15 protein-coding genes are annotated in these 14,946 nt (G+C 62.9%); 13 read left to right on the forward strand and 2 right to left on the reverse strand.

Going from position 1 to position 14,946, the window contains the following annotated elements:
• Window positions 1-3: 3 nt before the first annotated feature.
• Complete coding sequence (locus IC232_RS10220; RefSeq protein ID WP_190844822.1) at window positions 4-1,140, reverse strand: ABC transporter substrate-binding protein; 1,137 nt, start codon at window positions 1,138-1,140, stop codon at window positions 4-6.
• Window positions 1,141-1,351: 211 nt separating this feature from the next.
• On the opposite strand from IC232_RS10220, the gene IC232_RS10225 reads away from it, so the two are divergent.
• Both IC232_RS10225 and IC232_RS10230 read left to right on the forward strand, forming a co-directional pair.
• A complete protein-coding gene (locus IC232_RS10225; RefSeq protein ID WP_190844823.1) occupies window positions 1,352-2,134 on the forward strand; it encodes a class I SAM-dependent methyltransferase in 783 nt (260 codons plus the stop codon).
• Window positions 2,135-2,193: 59 nt separating this feature from the next.
• Entirely contained in the window at window positions 2,194-2,865 is a 672-nt protein-coding gene (locus IC232_RS10230) for a hypothetical protein (protein WP_190844824.1), read from the forward strand.
• Between the two features lie 111 nt (window positions 2,866-2,976).
• Here the strand turns inward: IC232_RS10230 and IC232_RS10235 are convergent, their stop codons facing one another.
• Window positions 2,977-3,981, reverse strand: a complete 1,005-nt coding sequence (locus IC232_RS10235; RefSeq protein WP_190844825.1) for a threo-3-hydroxy-L-aspartate ammonia-lyase — start codon at window positions 3,979-3,981, stop codon at window positions 2,977-2,979.
• A gap of 279 nt (window positions 3,982-4,260) precedes the next feature.
• Between IC232_RS10235 and IC232_RS10240 the strand changes: the two genes are divergently transcribed.
• The 11 genes from IC232_RS10240 (at window position 4,261) to IC232_RS32345 (ending at window position 14,683) form a co-directional block, all read left to right on the forward strand.
• The gene (locus IC232_RS10240) at window positions 4,261-4,398 is read left to right on the forward strand and encodes a hypothetical protein (RefSeq protein WP_190844826.1); all 138 of its coding nucleotides are present in this window, start codon (window positions 4,261-4,263) and stop codon (window positions 4,396-4,398) included.
• A 180-nt stretch (window positions 4,399-4,578) separates the two neighbouring features.
• Window positions 4,579-5,484 carry a calcium-binding protein gene (locus IC232_RS10245; protein WP_190844827.1) on the forward strand — a complete coding sequence of 302 codons (906 nt, stop codon included), beginning with the start codon at window positions 4,579-4,581 and terminating at the stop codon, window positions 5,482-5,484.
• A gap of 146 nt (window positions 5,485-5,630) precedes the next feature.
• Entirely contained in the window at window positions 5,631-6,689 is a 1,059-nt protein-coding gene (locus tag IC232_RS10250) for a hemerythrin domain-containing protein (RefSeq protein ID WP_190844828.1), read from the forward strand.
• 151 nt (window positions 6,690-6,840) lie between these two features.
• Window positions 6,841-7,248: a hypothetical protein gene (locus IC232_RS10255; protein WP_190844829.1), complete on the forward strand. Its 408-nt coding sequence runs from the start codon at window positions 6,841-6,843 to the stop codon at window positions 7,246-7,248.
• Between the two features lie 39 nt (window positions 7,249-7,287).
• Window positions 7,288-8,430, forward strand: coding sequence for an IS630 family transposase (locus tag IC232_RS10260; protein WP_190844830.1), 1,143 nt, complete (start codon window positions 7,288-7,290; stop codon window positions 8,428-8,430).
• A gap of 213 nt (window positions 8,431-8,643) precedes the next feature.
• Window positions 8,644-9,069 carry a hypothetical protein gene (locus IC232_RS10265; protein ID WP_190844831.1) on the forward strand — a complete coding sequence of 142 codons (426 nt, stop codon included), beginning with the start codon at window positions 8,644-8,646 and terminating at the stop codon, window positions 9,067-9,069.
• Window positions 9,060-11,237, forward strand: a complete 2,178-nt coding sequence (locus IC232_RS10270) for a hypothetical protein (RefSeq protein ID WP_190844832.1) — start codon at window positions 9,060-9,062, stop codon at window positions 11,235-11,237. Before IC232_RS10265 ends, IC232_RS10270 begins: the two co-directional genes overlap by 10 nt.
• Before the next feature lie 309 nt (window positions 11,238-11,546).
• Window positions 11,547-12,356 (forward strand): septum site-determining protein MinD, encoded by an 810-nt coding sequence (gene minD / locus IC232_RS10275; RefSeq protein WP_190844833.1) that lies wholly within the window; start codon window positions 11,547-11,549, stop codon window positions 12,354-12,356.
• Window positions 12,353-12,631: a cell division topological specificity factor MinE gene (minE, locus tag IC232_RS10280; protein WP_190844834.1), complete on the forward strand. Its 279-nt coding sequence runs from the start codon at window positions 12,353-12,355 to the stop codon at window positions 12,629-12,631. The genes minD and minE overlap by 4 nt, the downstream gene beginning before the upstream one ends.
• An 88-nt stretch (window positions 12,632-12,719) precedes the next feature.
• Window positions 12,720-13,655 (forward strand): DUF5996 family protein, encoded by a 936-nt coding sequence (locus tag IC232_RS10285; RefSeq protein WP_190844835.1) that lies wholly within the window; start codon window positions 12,720-12,722, stop codon window positions 13,653-13,655.
• Between the two features lie 338 nt (window positions 13,656-13,993).
• Window positions 13,994-14,683, forward strand: a complete 690-nt coding sequence (locus IC232_RS32345) for a helix-hairpin-helix domain-containing protein (protein WP_246812142.1) — start codon at window positions 13,994-13,996, stop codon at window positions 14,681-14,683.
• Window positions 14,684-14,946: the final 263 nt, after the last annotated feature.

Here is a 14,946-nt window from a genome sequence, read left to right on the forward strand (position 1 = left end):
GCCTTATTCCTTGTCGGTGAGGGAGACCCAGTAGCCGGTCTTGTAGGGCACGGGCAGGAAGCGCTCGTAGAGCGTCTTCATGGTGGCGTCGGGATCCACGTCCTTGAACAGGTCCGGATGCAGCCACTTGGCCATCGCCTGGATGGCGATGAACTGATAGGGGCTGTTATAGAACTGGTGCCAGATGGCATGGACGCGGTTGTCCTTCACGGCCTTCACGCCGGTATAGGCGGGGCGCTTCATCAGGCCGGCGAGCTTGTTACGAGCCTTCGCCTTGTCCGCGCCGGAGCCGACGCCGACCCAGGCGCCGCCGGGCACATAGAGTTCCCAGTTCGAACCGGTGACGATGACGTGGTCGGGATTGGCCGCGATGATCTGCTCGGGGTTCACGACGCCGAAGGTGCCGGGAATGATCTTGGCAGCCATGTTCTGGCCGCCGGCCACTTCGACGAACTTGCCGAAGTTCTCGTTGCCGAAGGACATGCAGCAATCGTCCGAGTAGCCGCCGGCACGCTCCACCATCACGAGGGGCTTGGCGGGATTGGCCTTGGCGAGGCGCTCGGTCACGAGATCGATCTGTGCTTTTCGGAACGCGATGAACTCTTCAGCGCGGGCTTCCTTGCCGAACAGCTTGCCGATGAGGCGCATGCTGGCATCGGTGTTCTCGAACGGCTTCTCGCGGAAGTCGACGAACACCACCGGGATGTCGATCTTGGCGAGCTTCTCGATGAGCTTCGCGTCGTCGGTGGCGGTCTTCGCCTCGATGTTGAGCAGGATCACGTCGGGCTTGAGCGCGACGGCCTGCTCCACGTCGAAGGTGCCTTCCTTGAAGCCACCGAAGGTCGGGATCTTCTCGATCTGCGGGTACTTGGCGAGATAGTCCTTGTAACCGTCGAGATCCGCCTTCTGCAGGTCGTCGCGCCAGCCGACGACGCGCTTGAACGGCTGGTCCGTGTCGAGGGTGGCGACGAAATACATCTGCCGGCCTTCGCCGAGGATCACCTTCTCGACCGGCGCCTTCACCTCGACCTTGCGGCCAGTGATGTCCGTCACGGTGACTTTGTCGGCGGCAGAGGAGGGAGCGGGCAGGAACCCGACGAGCGCCAGGGCGGCACCGAATAACAGTTTGGAGAGTTGCATGATGCGCCTCGAAAGCATTTGAGAAAGCGGGCTTCTCCTAGGTTTGAACACTAGGTCATGCAAGCGTTATCTTTTAGAATTAATCTAGTTAAAATCAGTAGAGCCATAGTTTGAAATTATTCAATTCTGCAGTTTACAATCATTCCAGTTTGACGACGTCAAAGTTTGCTCCTAGAGGAGCGCGGGAATTCATCTTCATTACGAGCTTCTCATGAATGCGAACTACACGCTCCGGGACGAGATCCGCGACTACTGGTCGGCACGCGCGGCAACATTCGATGAGCAGGTGGGGCACGAGATCTTCTCGGAAGGTGAGCGGCAGGCGTGGCGCGATCTGTTCCTGCGCCATCTCGGAGCGGGCGAGGGGCGGCGGGCGCTCGATCTCGCCAGCGGCACCGGCGTGATCTCCCATCTGCTGCACGGCCTCGGCTTCGACGTGACCGGTCTCGACTGGTCGGAGGCGATGTTGAACCAAGCGCGCGCGAAGGCGGCACGGCGCGGCGCGGATATCCGCTTCGTCATGGGCGATGCCGAGCGCACCCTCGAGCAGCCGGGAAGCTACGACGTGCTTGTTACGCGGCATCTGGTATGGACGCTGGTCGACCCGAAGGCGGCTTTCCGGGAGTGGCACTCCCTGCTGAAGCCCGGCGGTCGGCTTCTCATCGTCGATGGAGATTTCGTATCGGACACGCTGGTCAAGCGTATGATCCGCCTCATCGAGAAGCTGGTTCCGGGACTCGCAGGAGCTCCACATGCCCCCAATGGCATGCGCGAAACGCACGAGCGCATCCTGAAGCGGGTGTATTTCTCGAAGGGAGCTCGCGCCGGGGAGGTGGCAAACCTGCTGCGGGATGCAGGTTTTGCCGAGATCATGATCGACCATAACCTCAAGCCGATTCATCGGGAGCAGGCGAAAAATCTGTCGCTGCTCAAAGGCTTTGAGCGCGCGACGCAGCATCGTTACGCGGTTCTGGCGGTGAAGGCCCAGACCTGAAGGCGATGGTCAACGGAGGCTGATCGTGCTCTCCTGACGCGGAGCTTCAGGAGAGGCGAATGAAGCAGATTCGCTTGTGCCTTCTCATCGTCTGCGCCCTCATGATGGATCCGCAACCGATCCAGGCGCAGCAGGGCATGGATGTGGCAGCACCCGAGGGCTTGCCCGCCATCGGCAAGTGGATGCTGACGGCCCAAGGGGTTCCATCCGACTGGCTCGGTGAAATCTACCGCGGCAAGAACCTGCGTGAGCCGATCAATGTCATCCTCATCGATGAAGGCGCCTCGAGCGCGGAGGACGCCAAGGCGCGCCTGATCGCTGCCGCCGCTCGCGCCGGCTATCCTGTGCGCTTCGGGCATTCGGCAGGCTATCAGGGCTTCATCGACGGGACGCTGTACCCTCAACTGCCGCAAGGCAGGGATGACGCCTTCTCCAATGACATTTTCGAGGTGAGCAACAATCACGGCCGGATCTTCGGGCCGCATGTGTTCGGACAGGTTTACCTGTTCACCGGCGCCTTCAGCCGCGAGGAGGTCAATCCGTTCCGCGATCCGCCGCACCAATACGGCTCGTTCAACCGGGCGCGGGACGATTTCACGCAAAGGCTTGATCGCAGCACGGTCTACAAGGTGAGCGGCTTCGTCAATCTCGGCAACGCGCTCACCGACGATCCCAAGCTCACCACCGGCGATCATGACGGGATGGCTGTGGTCGTGCGAGCGGGACACTAGCACTACGCTTTCCTCGTCATGGCCGCACTTGTTGCGGCCATCCACGTCTTGAACCCGCTGTGAAGACGTGGATCCCCGGGACAAGCCCGGGGATGACGATGGAGGGGACTTCTACCCCGCCAGAAAGCCCGCCAGCGCCCGCGGATCCACGTTTCCGCCGCTGATGATGATGCCGACGCGCTTGCCTTTGCACGACACGAGGTCATTCAACGCCGCGGCCGCCGACAGGCAGCCCGTGGGCTCCACCACGATCTTCATGCGCTCGATGAAGAAACGCATGGTGTCGACGAGCTGCGCGTCGGACACGGTGAGAATGTCGTCGACGAGCGCGCGCATGAGCGGGAAGGTCTTGGCTCCCACATAGGTGGTCTGCGCCCCGTCGGCGATGGTGGTTGGAACCGGGATCTTCACGATGGAGCCTGAGCGGAACGATTGCTGCGCGTCGTTGCCGGCCTCCGGCTCGACGCCATAGATGCGGCACTCCGGCGAGAGCGCCCTCGTGGCGAGCGCCGAGCCTGCCAGCAGGCCGCCGCCGCCGGTGCAGACGAAGAGCATGTCGAGAGGACCGAGCTCTTCGAACAGCTCCTTGGCGGCCGTGCCCTGGCCGGCGATCACGTCCTGATGATCGTAGGGCGGAATGAGGGTGAGGCCGCGCTCGTCCGAGAGCCTGCGCCCGATGGCCTCGCGGTCCTCCGTGTAGCGGTCGTACATGACCACTTCGCCGCCATAGCCCTTTGTGGCCGCCACCTTCATGGCCGGCGCGTCCTGCGGCATGATGATGACGGTGGGAACGCCCTGAAGCTGCCCGGCATAGGCGATGGCCTGGGCATGGTTGCCGGACGAGAAGGCGACGACGCCGCGTTTCTTCGCTTCGGGTGACAGCTGCGCGATGGCGTTGTATGCGCCGCGGAACTTGAACGAGCCCCCGCGCTGCAGGTTCTCCGCCTTGAAGAACAGCGTTCCGCCTGTGCGCTCGTCGGCGGTGCGAGAGGTGAGAACCGGGGTTCGATGAGCCACCCCTTCGATCCGCTGCGCCGCTGCCACCACATCGTTATAGGTTGGGAGACCGGCAGGGAGAGCGATGGGGGCGAATGTGTTCTGCGGCGATGAAGTCATGATCGATACGTCGGCTCCCTGATAGCTCGGGAACCTTACACCTTTTGAGGTAGATTTCGAGCCCATCGGCCAAGGGGAGGCAGCAGGCCTCCATCGGGATGCTACCCCTCTGAGTACCTGTACAACCTTACGTGGGACTGAGACATTCGCTCGGGGCTTACGAGGAGCACGGTTCTGCCGGCAATCCAGAAGAATAGGCCCATTCCCCTTGAATCGATTGCCTTGGGACTTGGCGCAGCCGCTCTGCATCCGTGTTGCTCTTAACGCAATGGAGATCACATGTCGTCCCTAAGCTACATCTTCTATGGAGGCGTCGAGGGTGCCTATCAGAATGATCTGGTTCCCAATGACGAGCCTGGTGACTCGGTCGATCCGAGGTTCTTGGAACTGGGATATGGCGCAGCGGTCGGCGGCTAAAAGGAAGGCCAGCTTGTCACCGGCTCCCTGACCCTGACAGGCGAGGCGCTGGCCATCGCTAACAGCTACCCCCGTGGAACCTCGTTCATCCTGCCCAGCACGACCCCGGGTCTCGACTTCTTTCTCCAGCAGCCGCGGGTCGGAAACTTCACCGAGGAGGATCTCGTCTCAGGCGTCAGCTTGATCCTTGGTGCAGACGGGTCCCTGCGTTCCATATCCCTGAACCTCTCCGGCGGTCCCGATGGACCAGACGTTTTCATCAACACCAATTATGCAACCGTCTCGGACGACAATGACGCAGAAGCCCGTGTGGACGGCGTCTGGTTGCCGTCGACTGTCAAGCCGCTCGTGCTCAGCGGCACGAACGGCGACAACGATCTGCGCGGAACGGCCCAGTACAACTTTCTTTCCGGCGGAAACGGCGACGACACCCTGTTCCTCAAATCCGGGCAAGGCTGGCTCTGGGGCGGCCTCGGGGACGACTACCTCAAGGGCGGCGGCAAGGGCGATCACCTGTATGGAGGCTACGGCAACGACAAGATCCTCGGCCGGGGCGGCTTCGACGAGATCCGCGGCGGCGACGGGAAAGACGACCTGCGGGGCGAAGCGGGCAACGATTCCATCCTCGGCGGCACCGGAAACGACTATATCAAAGGGGGCACGGGAAGCGACCAGCTGGCAGGCCAATCCGGGAACGACACCCTCTACGGCGAAGACGGATCGGATGTTCTCACGGCCGGCGGCGGGAACGACAAGGTGGACGGCGGCAGCGGCAACGACAGGATCTTCGGCAGCTTCGGGGACGACATCCTCAAAGGCGGGTCCGGTCGCGATCTCTTCCTGTTCTCCTCGGGGGATGGACCCGGCCGTGACGTCGTGACCGACTTCAAGGCCGGTTGGGACAAGATCTCCATCGAGAACGATCTGTTCGAAACGTTTGAACAGATGCTCAAATATACAGTCCAAGTACGCGACGACGTGCAGATCACCTACGGCTTCGGCCCAACCACGTCGGTGTTCACGCTCGCGGATATCCGCATCGCCGAGCTGCGGGCAAAGGACTTCGGCTTCTCGCCGAACGGCTAAGGCCAGCGCAGCAGTCCAGGCGCTCCAGGGCAGGTCCTTCTGGAGCGCCTGCGACCCTGCCGCCGGCCGAACGGCTTCTTGGCGGAACAGCCGTCCGCCCAAGCCGTTCACTGTGATCAAGGCAAAGGCTCAAGAGGAGGCTTCCCATGGACCTATGGCAAATGGTGGTGTCGGATCACGCGAATATCGAGGAGCTTTGCCGCGAGGTTCTGAAGGCCACGGGCACGGGCCCGAACAGCCGCTCCGAGCTTTTCGACGATCTCCAGGACGAGCTGGAGCGGCACATCGCGGCGCAGCAGAACGTGCTCTATCCCGCCCTGTCCCATCATGAGCGCACGGCCAGCTACGTGGCCGATCTGGAGCGCAAGCAGGACGAGATCCTGCGCCAGGCCGACGAGCTGGCTGCCCGGCCGAACAAGGACAGCCATGACTGGGCCATGGATTTCAAGGACCTCACCGGCTCCATCCGCCATGCCTTCACCCTGGAGGAGAACGGCGTGATGATCGTCGCACGCGGCGTCTTCTCCCCGAGTGAGCTCAAGAGCCTGCAGCGGGATTATGAGCGCGAGCGCATCGCGTCCTACGAATCCAGCCGCTGGCACATGCCGCAGGCGATGATGCCGAGCCGCTACGGCCTGCCCACCGGTACGGTTTTCGGCGCACTCGCCGGCGTGCTGGCTGTGGGTGCCGGAGCCCTGCTGTGGAGCATGAACCGGTCCGGCTCCATGGGTTCTCGGCAGAACAGGTCCATCCGTCCGGCACCGCGCCGTCCGCAGCCGCCGTTCCCGCTCGAGAGCGGCGTCATCGACCGCAGCCTCGAAGGCTCGCGCCGCGGCAGCATGGGCCAAGGGGCTTCCGGGGCGCGAACCTATACGGGAGCAGGCGCCGCATCGGCAGCTGGAACCTCCCCAAGCTCCTCCAGCCGGATGAGCGGCCAGCCGGGGCAGGGCGCCCCCCAAGCGGATGACGCTCTTCTGCATGGCGCAGGCAGCGGAACCGCGCCGGCGGCCGGCGGCAGTCCCTCGGACGACAACTGGTTCTCCTCAGCCCATACGCCGCGGGCTCCGTCGGGGCTTTCGACACCGCTTCAGCCGGGCGGAACCCTGCCGGCCGGCAGCCCCGCGGCCTCCGCAGGCGCCATCGGCACAGGAGGCGCTCAGACAGGCGGCGCGGATTCGGGCGGACTGAAGAGGGACGGGCGGTAAATCATCAAAAGGCCTCACGCTCTACATGAGGCCTTTTTCTGACCATCCTAGTACATCGATTCTGAACTGCCGATCAGGCTCGTGAGGGATTGCATTGCGCTTCGGTGGGCGCGCGGTATCTTTGAGCCAGGATCACGGTGGTGGAGCCATCATGGCTGGAAGGCAATGGGTCCGTGTTCGCTCCAAGGTGGGGCAGAAGCCGCCTGAACCGGAGAAGGTGGCGATTACCGCCGCCTGCGAGCGCTTTCTGGCCGAGGTGCTGCGCCCGCGCTTCCTGCCCGAGATCCGGCCCAGTACCGCGTTCAACTACCCAGTCGCCATCCTGGGTAAATGGCATGGCAACAAATACCGCTTCCTGCAGCGCTTCCGCTGCGATGATCCGGACGCGCTCGAGCCCGAGTTCGATTCGCCGTTTGCGCGTCTGGAGTATGCTGGCCGCGACTGTTTTGATGTGTCCTGGTATCGCCATACGGGCGAGTGGTGGTGTCTTCACCGCTCGGTCTCCCTCACCGAGGCCTTGCGGCTGATCGAGAGCGACGGCCATCTGCACCCGGTGTGACGCGCCGTTGCGCCCCATGGGCTGGAACAAGGAGGCGCGATGTCCCGTGCGACTGTGTCCGTTCTGCCTCTCACCGCGGCAGATCACTCTCTCCTGAGCACGCTCGCCCAGGCGCGCACCGCTCCCCGTCACCATGCCGAGCGCGCCGGCATCGTGCAGCAGTTGGCGACGGGCCGAAGCGTGCGTGAAGCCGCAACCCGGCTTGCTCTCAGTCGGCAGCGGGTGAGACGCTGTGCCAGGCGAGCCGCAGCGGTCGGGGTCATCCGCGCGCTGGACGACTTGCCCCGCTCCGGACGCCCGCGCCAGATCACGCCGGCGGCGCGGCTGTGGCTGGTCGGGCAAGCGTGTGCCCAGCCCAAGAGCTTGGGCTATCCTCATGAACTGTGGACCTTACGGCTTCTGGCCGGCCATGCCCGTCGCCTCGGGCCTGCGGCCGGCCACCCCTGCCTGGCCACTCTGGTGCCGAGCACGGTCCGGACCATTCTCCAGGAGCAGGAGGTTCGGCCGCACAAGGTCCGTTACTATCTGGAGCGGCGTGATCCTGCCTTCGATGAGCGCCTGGCGGCGGTGGTTGAGGTCTATCAAGCCGCACACCGGCTCCAGGATGTCGCGCCGGAGGGGCATCGGGTGGCGATCCTGTCCTATGATGAGAAGCCGGGACTGCAGGCGATTGCTCCCACCGCCCCGGACCGGCCGCCGCAACGGGGCCGGCACCCGACGGTTCAGCGGGATCATGAATACAAGCGGTTGGGCACCGTGACCCTCAGTGCTGCGGTGGACCTGGTCTCAGGTGTCGTTCATCACGCTCTCACACAACGCCATCGCAGCTGCGAGTTCGTGGCCTTTCTGCGCCGCCTCGATGCGAGCTATCCGGCCGAGTGGCGGATCCGTCTGCTCTTGGACAACCATTCCGCCCATCGCTCGCGGGAGACCCACCGCTTTCTGGACAGCTGTCCCGGGCGGTTCGAGCTGGTGTTCACGCCCAAGCACGCCTCGTGGCTCAACTATGTCGAGACGTTTTTCTCCAAGATGGCCCGCTCGGTGTTGCGCCACATCCGCGTCGTCAGCCGGCAGGAGCTGTGCGAGCGGATCACCGCTTTCATCCAGGCCTGCAACGACACCCCGGTTGCTCCAAAATGGTCCTACGGCTTGGGCACCCCTGAAGCGCGTGCAGCCCCATGAACTGCTTCGAGAATTCAAAAACGATGTACTAGGGATGGCTGACTACGCCGCCGGTTCGGGCGGTTAAAGCTTATACGTGGTGCCTGCTCAACTATGCATGGCGGCACGACGGGTTTGCACGAAAAGCGGTGCAACCTCGGGTTTTCCTTATTGTGTCGACTAAGTGGCAAGATGTAGGCTGAACTTAGGCACAAAAACACATAAGGGGCCTGTATGCGTAAATTCATCACGACATCTCTCATTGCTTTCTCGCTGGCGCTCGGGACCGTTGCTCCCGCTCACGCTCAGCAGAATCCTTTCGGCGCTCTCCTGGGTGGCGCCGGCGGCGCGGCCGTCGGAGCGGCAGTCGGGAAAGGCAAGCCGGGCGGCATCATTGCCGGCGCCCTGGTCGGAGCGGTTCTCGGGCAAATCCTCGCCAACATGGACGCTCAATCGAAGGCTCAGCGCCAGCAGGCTGTAACGACGGCGGTGAGGAAGCCCGCCGGCTCAACCACAACCTGGAAGAGCAAAGATGCGACCGGCTCGATCAAGGTCGCCAAGGTCGACAAGATGCCCGACGGCAAGACCTGCCGGACCTTCCAGGAGACGATCACCTTCCAGGGCAAGCCCTCGACCGAGGAACGCACCGAATGCGCCTGAGCTTTCCGCGTCGCCTGACGACGGCGGTGCTGATCGGAGGAGGCCTCTATGGCCTCCTCTCACCCTCCCTCGCCCAGGAATTCTCCCTCGACGGCTTCCGCACCTGCGCCAAGGCCGACAATGGAAATCACTACTGCAAGACGTCGGCATCGGCGAACTGGCAGAGGGTTCCGGTCGAGTTCTACAACCGCTTCAAGCAAGCCGAAGCCGAGGCTGCGGCCGGCGGAGGATCGGGCCAGAGCAAAGAGATGCAGGAAATCGCCGATTTCCTGAACGACATCTCACAATATCTGAAGGACAGAACCGCCGCAGGCGGCAGCCCGCCCAACCTCGCGGAGATCGCGAAAGCCGCCGTGTCCACGAAGGCGGCCGTCGATTCCCAGAATCTCGCGGAGGCGCGCAAGGGCAAGAAGGCACTTGAAGCCTTTTTCAAGAGCGACGCGACTTTCGGCGTGTTCATGAAGAGCCTCGCCGACGAGCGGCAGCAGGCTCTCGACCGCCGGATCTCCGAAGCGGCTCTGGAAGCGAGCAAGAACGTCACCTTCATCGAATCCTATGTGACCGGCAACATCCTGTCCCCGCATACGGCCGATCTCACCAAGTTCGGCGAGCAGTTCGCCAAGGCTCTGAAAGAGCGCAGCCTCAACGGCATCAACCGCGCCAACAGCGAGTTCTCCCGCTTCATCGATACGAAGAACCTGAAGGACGACTATCGGTCGGTCATGGTGGCGTGGACCGAAAAGAACACGCCGAAGACGTCGGAGGATCCTCAGACGGCGCTTGCCCGACAGCTGGGCATCACCGAGCGCACGCGCTTCCTGATCGATGGCGACAACGAGGATCTGATCTTCCTCTACAACACGGCTTCCGGCCGCATCGTGAAGAGCCTCAAGGGCGATCTGGTCTTCAAGGACAGGAATCCTTCCATCTGCTTCGCGCAGGATCGCAACGTGGCGCGGATCAAGGATCTGGAGCGCCTGACCATGGCCCAGATCCAGAGGCAGGAGCTGGACGTTCAAGGCGTGCGGATCGCCCAGGCTGCGTGCCCGATCGACGGCATGGAAGGCTATGACGTCATCGTCTTCCAGCGCATCGGCCTGCTCTCTCAGGCACCGGGCTATGTCACATCCGTTGTCCGCAAGGTCGAGACCACTTTCGGCCGCCTGGCATCCATCCCGGGCCCGGAAGTCGTGAAGGCCTTGCAGGAGGAGGTCCTGAGCTCGGCTGCGCTCGAGACGCAGATCCTCAATGGAAAGAGTTCCGGATACGGCATCGTGTTCACCAATCCGAGCCAGGGGCGTATCTGCCACACGGTCGGAGAGGATTCCGAGGCGCACAAGATTGCGGTTCTGCGCAAGACAGGCACCGTGTTCAACATTGCGACCAACAGCATCGCCTTCACCGCGACGTCGCTCGATGATGCCTTTGCGGACTTCCAGACCCGCAAGTGCAATGCGATCTACGCCTCCGCCACGGATCTTGCGGAGATCGTCAAGGCGATGAAACGCGAGCGCCTGGACTATGTGGTGGCGCCGATGTGGATCGATCCGCTGGAGATCAAGGCCGTTCTTCAGACTGAGGCCAATCAGGTGGCCAACACCATGGCCAAGGAAGAGCAGGCCCGCAAAGCACTCCAGCAGGAGGCCGCAATCCTGGAGCAGCGCGCCCTTGACGAGGCCGCCAAGCGCGAGAACATCGAGCGCGATCTGCAATCCCGCAACCGCTCCTTCGCACGAGCCGCCCAGGATCGGATCTCCGGCATCGTCGACACCTTCATCGCCGAGGTGAAGGCCAGCGGCGACAAACGTGGCGATGGAGTCACTGGCAAGGCCGCAGAACTCTTCCCCGGCTTCGTTCGCGAGTACAAGCAGGCTATCCGCGACCGCTGGGAACTCGAGACCAAATCCTACGCTGTCGAAGATTTCGGCGATGCGGACTGGAACAGGCGCAAGGTGGAGGCGGTCATTGTTCGAGCCGAATTCGTGCTTCAGAACAGGCTTTTGGGGCGGCGGGACGAGGTCTGCTTCCTGCTAGCAGCCGTTGTTGACGCGGAATTCTCGTATCTGCGGGACGCGATGACACTCCCGTGCGAGGATTCGGAAAACGAGGTGAAGCGCTGGCAGGTGGGCTCGAAATTCAGCTCCCGCTGGAGAGCCGCCGCAAACTAACAGCAGAATGCAACGCACACGAAAAGGGCGCCCTGGGCGCCCTTTTTTCTGAATCAGAGGCTGCTCCTGACCTTCCGGAAGGTGCAGTTTCTTCTCAGAAACCCTTGTTTTTCGCCGAAAACTGCACCTCTTGGCCGAAATCTTAACCGTCCGGTAACCATAACGGGCGCCGAATAGATTTCATTCCGTTGCGTAAGAAATCGCGACAGCTTGATCCGCCTCCGCTCTCCGAACATGTTCTGCGGTCCTCCGGGGAACCTGCTGGTGATGCCGTCGCAACAACAGTCTTGAAGGGTAGGAGAACCAAGGATGGCGAAAGTTCTTGTGGTGACATCGGGCAAGGGAGGCGTCGGCAAGACGACCTCCACGGCGGCCCTGGGCGCGGCGCTGGCCCAGTCGGGACAGAAGGTGGCGATGATCGACTTTGATGTCGGCCTGCGCAACCTCGACCTGATCATGGGCGCCGAGCGGCGGGTGGTCTATGACCTGATCAACGTGATCAAGGGCGATGCGAAGATCGAGCAGGCGCTGATCCGCGACAAGCGCGTGGAGACCCTGCACCTGCTGCCGGCCTCCCAAACCCGCGACAAGGACAACCTCACGGACGAGGGCGTTGCCCGTGTCATCGATGGCCTGCGTGAAAAATTCGACTGGATCATCTGCGACAGCCCGGCCGGCATAGAGCGCGGCGCAACGCTCGCCATGCGCCATGCGGATGTCGCCGTGGTGGTGACCAACCCGGAAGTGTCGTCCATCCGCGATTCCGATCGCATCATCGGTATGCTCGATTCCAAGACCTTGAAGGCGGAGAACGGCGAGCAGGTGGAGAAGCACCTTCTGCTCACCCGCTATGACGCGGCCCGCGCACAGCGCGGCGAGATCCTGAAGGTCGAGGACGTGCTCGAGATCCTGTCGATCCCGCTTCTCGCGATCATTCCGGAGAGCACCGAAGTGCTGCGCTCCTCCAATCTCGGTGCTCCCGTGACGCTCGGCAGCCCGAACTCCGCGCCGGCGCGCGCTTATCTCGATGCCGTGCGCAAGCTGCAGGGCGAGACCCTCGTCGAGGTGCAGAAGCAGCGCGGCCTGTTCAGCAAACTCTTCGCCAGGAGGGCCGCATGAGCCTCTTCAGCTTCTTCAAGAGAAACACCACGTCCGCTCCGGTGGCGCGCGAGCGCCTTCAGGTCCTGCTCGCTCATGAGCGCACCATCGTGGGAGGCGGCGAGTCCGATCTCGTGGCGATCCTGCGCGAGGAGATCATGGCCGTGATCGCCAAGCACTTGGCGGTGCCGCAGGACAAGGTGCAGATCAAGATGGATCGTGGCGCCTCCGTGTCGACCCTGGAAGTCGACATCGAGATCCCGGCGACCCTCGCGGGCTTGCGCCCGGCCGCATAACAAAACGTGATCGCAGGCTGTGCTGTGCAGCCTGCGATCCGCCAGCTATACTCCCGGTCCGCGATCCCGCTCCGCCCGGAGGTGCTTCATGGATGACGGTGGCTGGCCTGAACTCTCCTATCCTGAATGGCGCGAGACCGCCGCGACCCTCCAGCTCTGGACGCAGATCGTGGGCAAGATCCGGCTCGCGCTCACGCCGTGGCTCAATCACGGCTGGCATGTGCCGCTCTACGTCTCCGCACGGGGCCTGACCACCTCGCCCATACCCATCGGCCGCGACATCCTGGAGATCGAGTTCGACTTCATCGCTCATCGCCTGCTCGTGCGCACCAGCCGTGGCGACGAGCGCATGCTTCCGCTCCGGCCGCAGAGCGTCGCGGCGTTTTATGCCGATCTCCTCAATGCTCTGAGCGACATCGGCATCAAGGTCTCGATCAATGAGATGCCAAACGAGGTGCAGAACCCCATCCGGTTCTCGGAAGATCACCAGCACGCATCCTACGATCCAGACGCCGCTCATCGCTTCTGGCGCATGCTGATGCAGGCGGACCGGGTGTTCAAGCTGTTCCGCAGCGGCTTTCTCGGCAAGGTTTCGCCGGTGCACTTCTTCTGGGGCAGCTTCGATCTTGCCGTCACGCGCTTTTCCGGTCGCGAAGCATTGCCTCATCCCGGCGGTGTGCCGGGCCTACCGGACGCGGTCACCCGTGAAGCCTATTCCCATGAAGTGTCGAGCGCAGGCTTCTGGCCCGGCGGCGATGCCTACCCTCACGCCGCCTTCTATTCCTATGCCTATCCCGAGCCGCCGGGATTTCGCGATGCGGCTGTTCCAGCAGGCGCAGAGTTCGATCACAACCTTGGTGAGTTCATCCTGCGCTACGACGTTCTGCGCCAAGGGCCCGATCCCGATGCGATGCTGCTCGACTTTCTGACCTCCACATATGCAGCGGCAGCAGATGCCGGGCGCTGGGACCGCTCTGCCCTCGAATGTGACTTCGGTGCACCCGCGCGCGTGCGCAGCGTCTGAGGAGATGCCTGTTGAAAGGTGATGACGTTGCCGAGGTGGCGTCACCCCGCAGAAAATCTGCGCACCTATCCCGAATTGCCGTTGATCCGGCGAGATGCCGGTAGATTGCCACGCCTGTGCCACATCCCGCCTCTAGCGCTAGAGCATCGTGCGGAAAAGTGGACCCGGTTTTCCGCACGAACGATGCTCTCATTCATGAAGGAAGCATCGGACCCAAAAGTGCAAATCCACTTTTGGGTCCGATGCTTTAGCGCTGCATGCGGAAGGACGAACCCGTTTGCCGCATGCACGCTCATCAAGAGTGGAGCATCCACCACGAGTAAAGGTGTGAGGAACCCATGCAGATCGGCAACTTGTCACGAACCCACAATCCCTACGACCAGCGCGACAACGTAGCTCTTCAGGCGTTGCGCATTCTTCTGGTGGTTGGCCTCATGGCTGCTGGATCACTGGCCTTGTGGCTGTCCGGGGGCACCAGCGCTCCTGCGGGCGGCATGGTCACCGTCGCGCCGCCGCAGATCCTGGCAGGCGAGCCGCAGTTGGTGGAACTGCCGCAAAGGTCCGAGCGCGTGCAGGTGGCCGATGCCGATCCTGCCGCATCCATGGCAACCCCGGCGACGGAAGCGGTTTACGTGTCGGCGTCCGGCCCGCAGGAGCCTGTTCCGTCTCCCATGATGGCCACTCCTCCGCAACTTTCCAGCGAGCAGGCCTCTGTCGGTGCGACGGCGGCTGAGGCAGCGTTCAACCAACCCGAGCGGTCGATGACCGCGTCTCCCAGGGACATCGAGATGACGGGTACGGTTCAGGCGAGTCTCGCCGAGCCCGCACGCCCTGGGGGCCCGGCCTCTGACCTGGTCGATCTCAACCGGGCGTCCTTCGAGCAGCTGAACTCCCTGAAGGGTGCAGGCGCCCTCGGCCGCGCCATCATCAAGGGTCGGCCCTACAAATCCGTCGATGATCTCGTGAAGAAAAAGGTCATGCGCCGCACGGTCTTCGAGAAGATCAAGGATCAGGTGAAAGTGCAGTAGAGGCGGCGGAGTGCTGCGCTCCCGGAGCCTCCGCTCCGGCCGAAAGCGCGCCCATCCCTGACACGTGCCCCATCCTGCCGGAGCCTCACAGCGGCGCCTGCGTCAAGGAGGTGCCGCTGGCCCCATTGCCCCGGCCGAGGAGGGCGCTACAAAACATCAAAGCGTCGCCATTCCAAGCCACAGACAAAAGCTCATGCCTTTTCGAACAGTTCTGGACGTGTCCTTCACGCCAGGGCTTCCAGCCCCGATCACCGTAGCGGAGA

This window comes from Microvirga sp., assembly GCF_014699075.1.
Lineage (GTDB): Bacteria > Pseudomonadota > Alphaproteobacteria > Rhizobiales > Beijerinckiaceae > Microvirga.

What these genes read in the sequence shown, in the direction of transcription:
- IC232_RS10220 (WP_190844822.1), bottom strand. Translation starts at nt 1,140, where the DNA reads ATGCAACTCTCCAAACTGTTATTCGGTGCCGCCCTGGCGCTCGTCGGG.
- IC232_RS10225 (WP_190844823.1), top strand. Translation starts at nt 1,352, where the DNA reads ATGAATGCGAACTACACGCTCCGGGACGAGATCCGCGACTACTGGTCG.
- IC232_RS10230 (WP_190844824.1), top strand. Translation starts at nt 2,194, where the DNA reads ATGAAGCAGATTCGCTTGTGCCTTCTCATCGTCTGCGCCCTCATGATG.
- IC232_RS10235 (WP_190844825.1), bottom strand. Translation starts at nt 3,981, where the DNA reads ATGACTTCATCGCCGCAGAACACATTCGCCCCCATCGCTCTCCCTGCC.
- IC232_RS10240 (WP_190844826.1), top strand. Translation starts at nt 4,261, where the DNA reads ATGTCGTCCCTAAGCTACATCTTCTATGGAGGCGTCGAGGGTGCCTAT.
- IC232_RS10250 (WP_190844828.1), top strand. Translation starts at nt 5,631, where the DNA reads ATGGACCTATGGCAAATGGTGGTGTCGGATCACGCGAATATCGAGGAG.
- IC232_RS10255 (WP_190844829.1), top strand. Translation starts at nt 6,841, where the DNA reads ATGGCTGGAAGGCAATGGGTCCGTGTTCGCTCCAAGGTGGGGCAGAAG.
- IC232_RS10260 (WP_190844830.1), top strand. Translation starts at nt 7,288, where the DNA reads ATGTCCCGTGCGACTGTGTCCGTTCTGCCTCTCACCGCGGCAGATCAC.
- IC232_RS10265 (WP_190844831.1), top strand. Translation starts at nt 8,644, where the DNA reads ATGCGTAAATTCATCACGACATCTCTCATTGCTTTCTCGCTGGCGCTC.
- IC232_RS10270 (WP_190844832.1), top strand. Translation starts at nt 9,060, where the DNA reads ATGCGCCTGAGCTTTCCGCGTCGCCTGACGACGGCGGTGCTGATCGGA.
- minD (WP_190844833.1), top strand. Translation starts at nt 11,547, where the DNA reads ATGGCGAAAGTTCTTGTGGTGACATCGGGCAAGGGAGGCGTCGGCAAG.
- minE (WP_190844834.1), top strand. Translation starts at nt 12,353, where the DNA reads ATGAGCCTCTTCAGCTTCTTCAAGAGAAACACCACGTCCGCTCCGGTG.
- IC232_RS10285 (WP_190844835.1), top strand. Translation starts at nt 12,720, where the DNA reads ATGGATGACGGTGGCTGGCCTGAACTCTCCTATCCTGAATGGCGCGAG.
- IC232_RS32345 (WP_246812142.1), top strand. Translation starts at nt 13,994, where the DNA reads ATGCAGATCGGCAACTTGTCACGAACCCACAATCCCTACGACCAGCGC.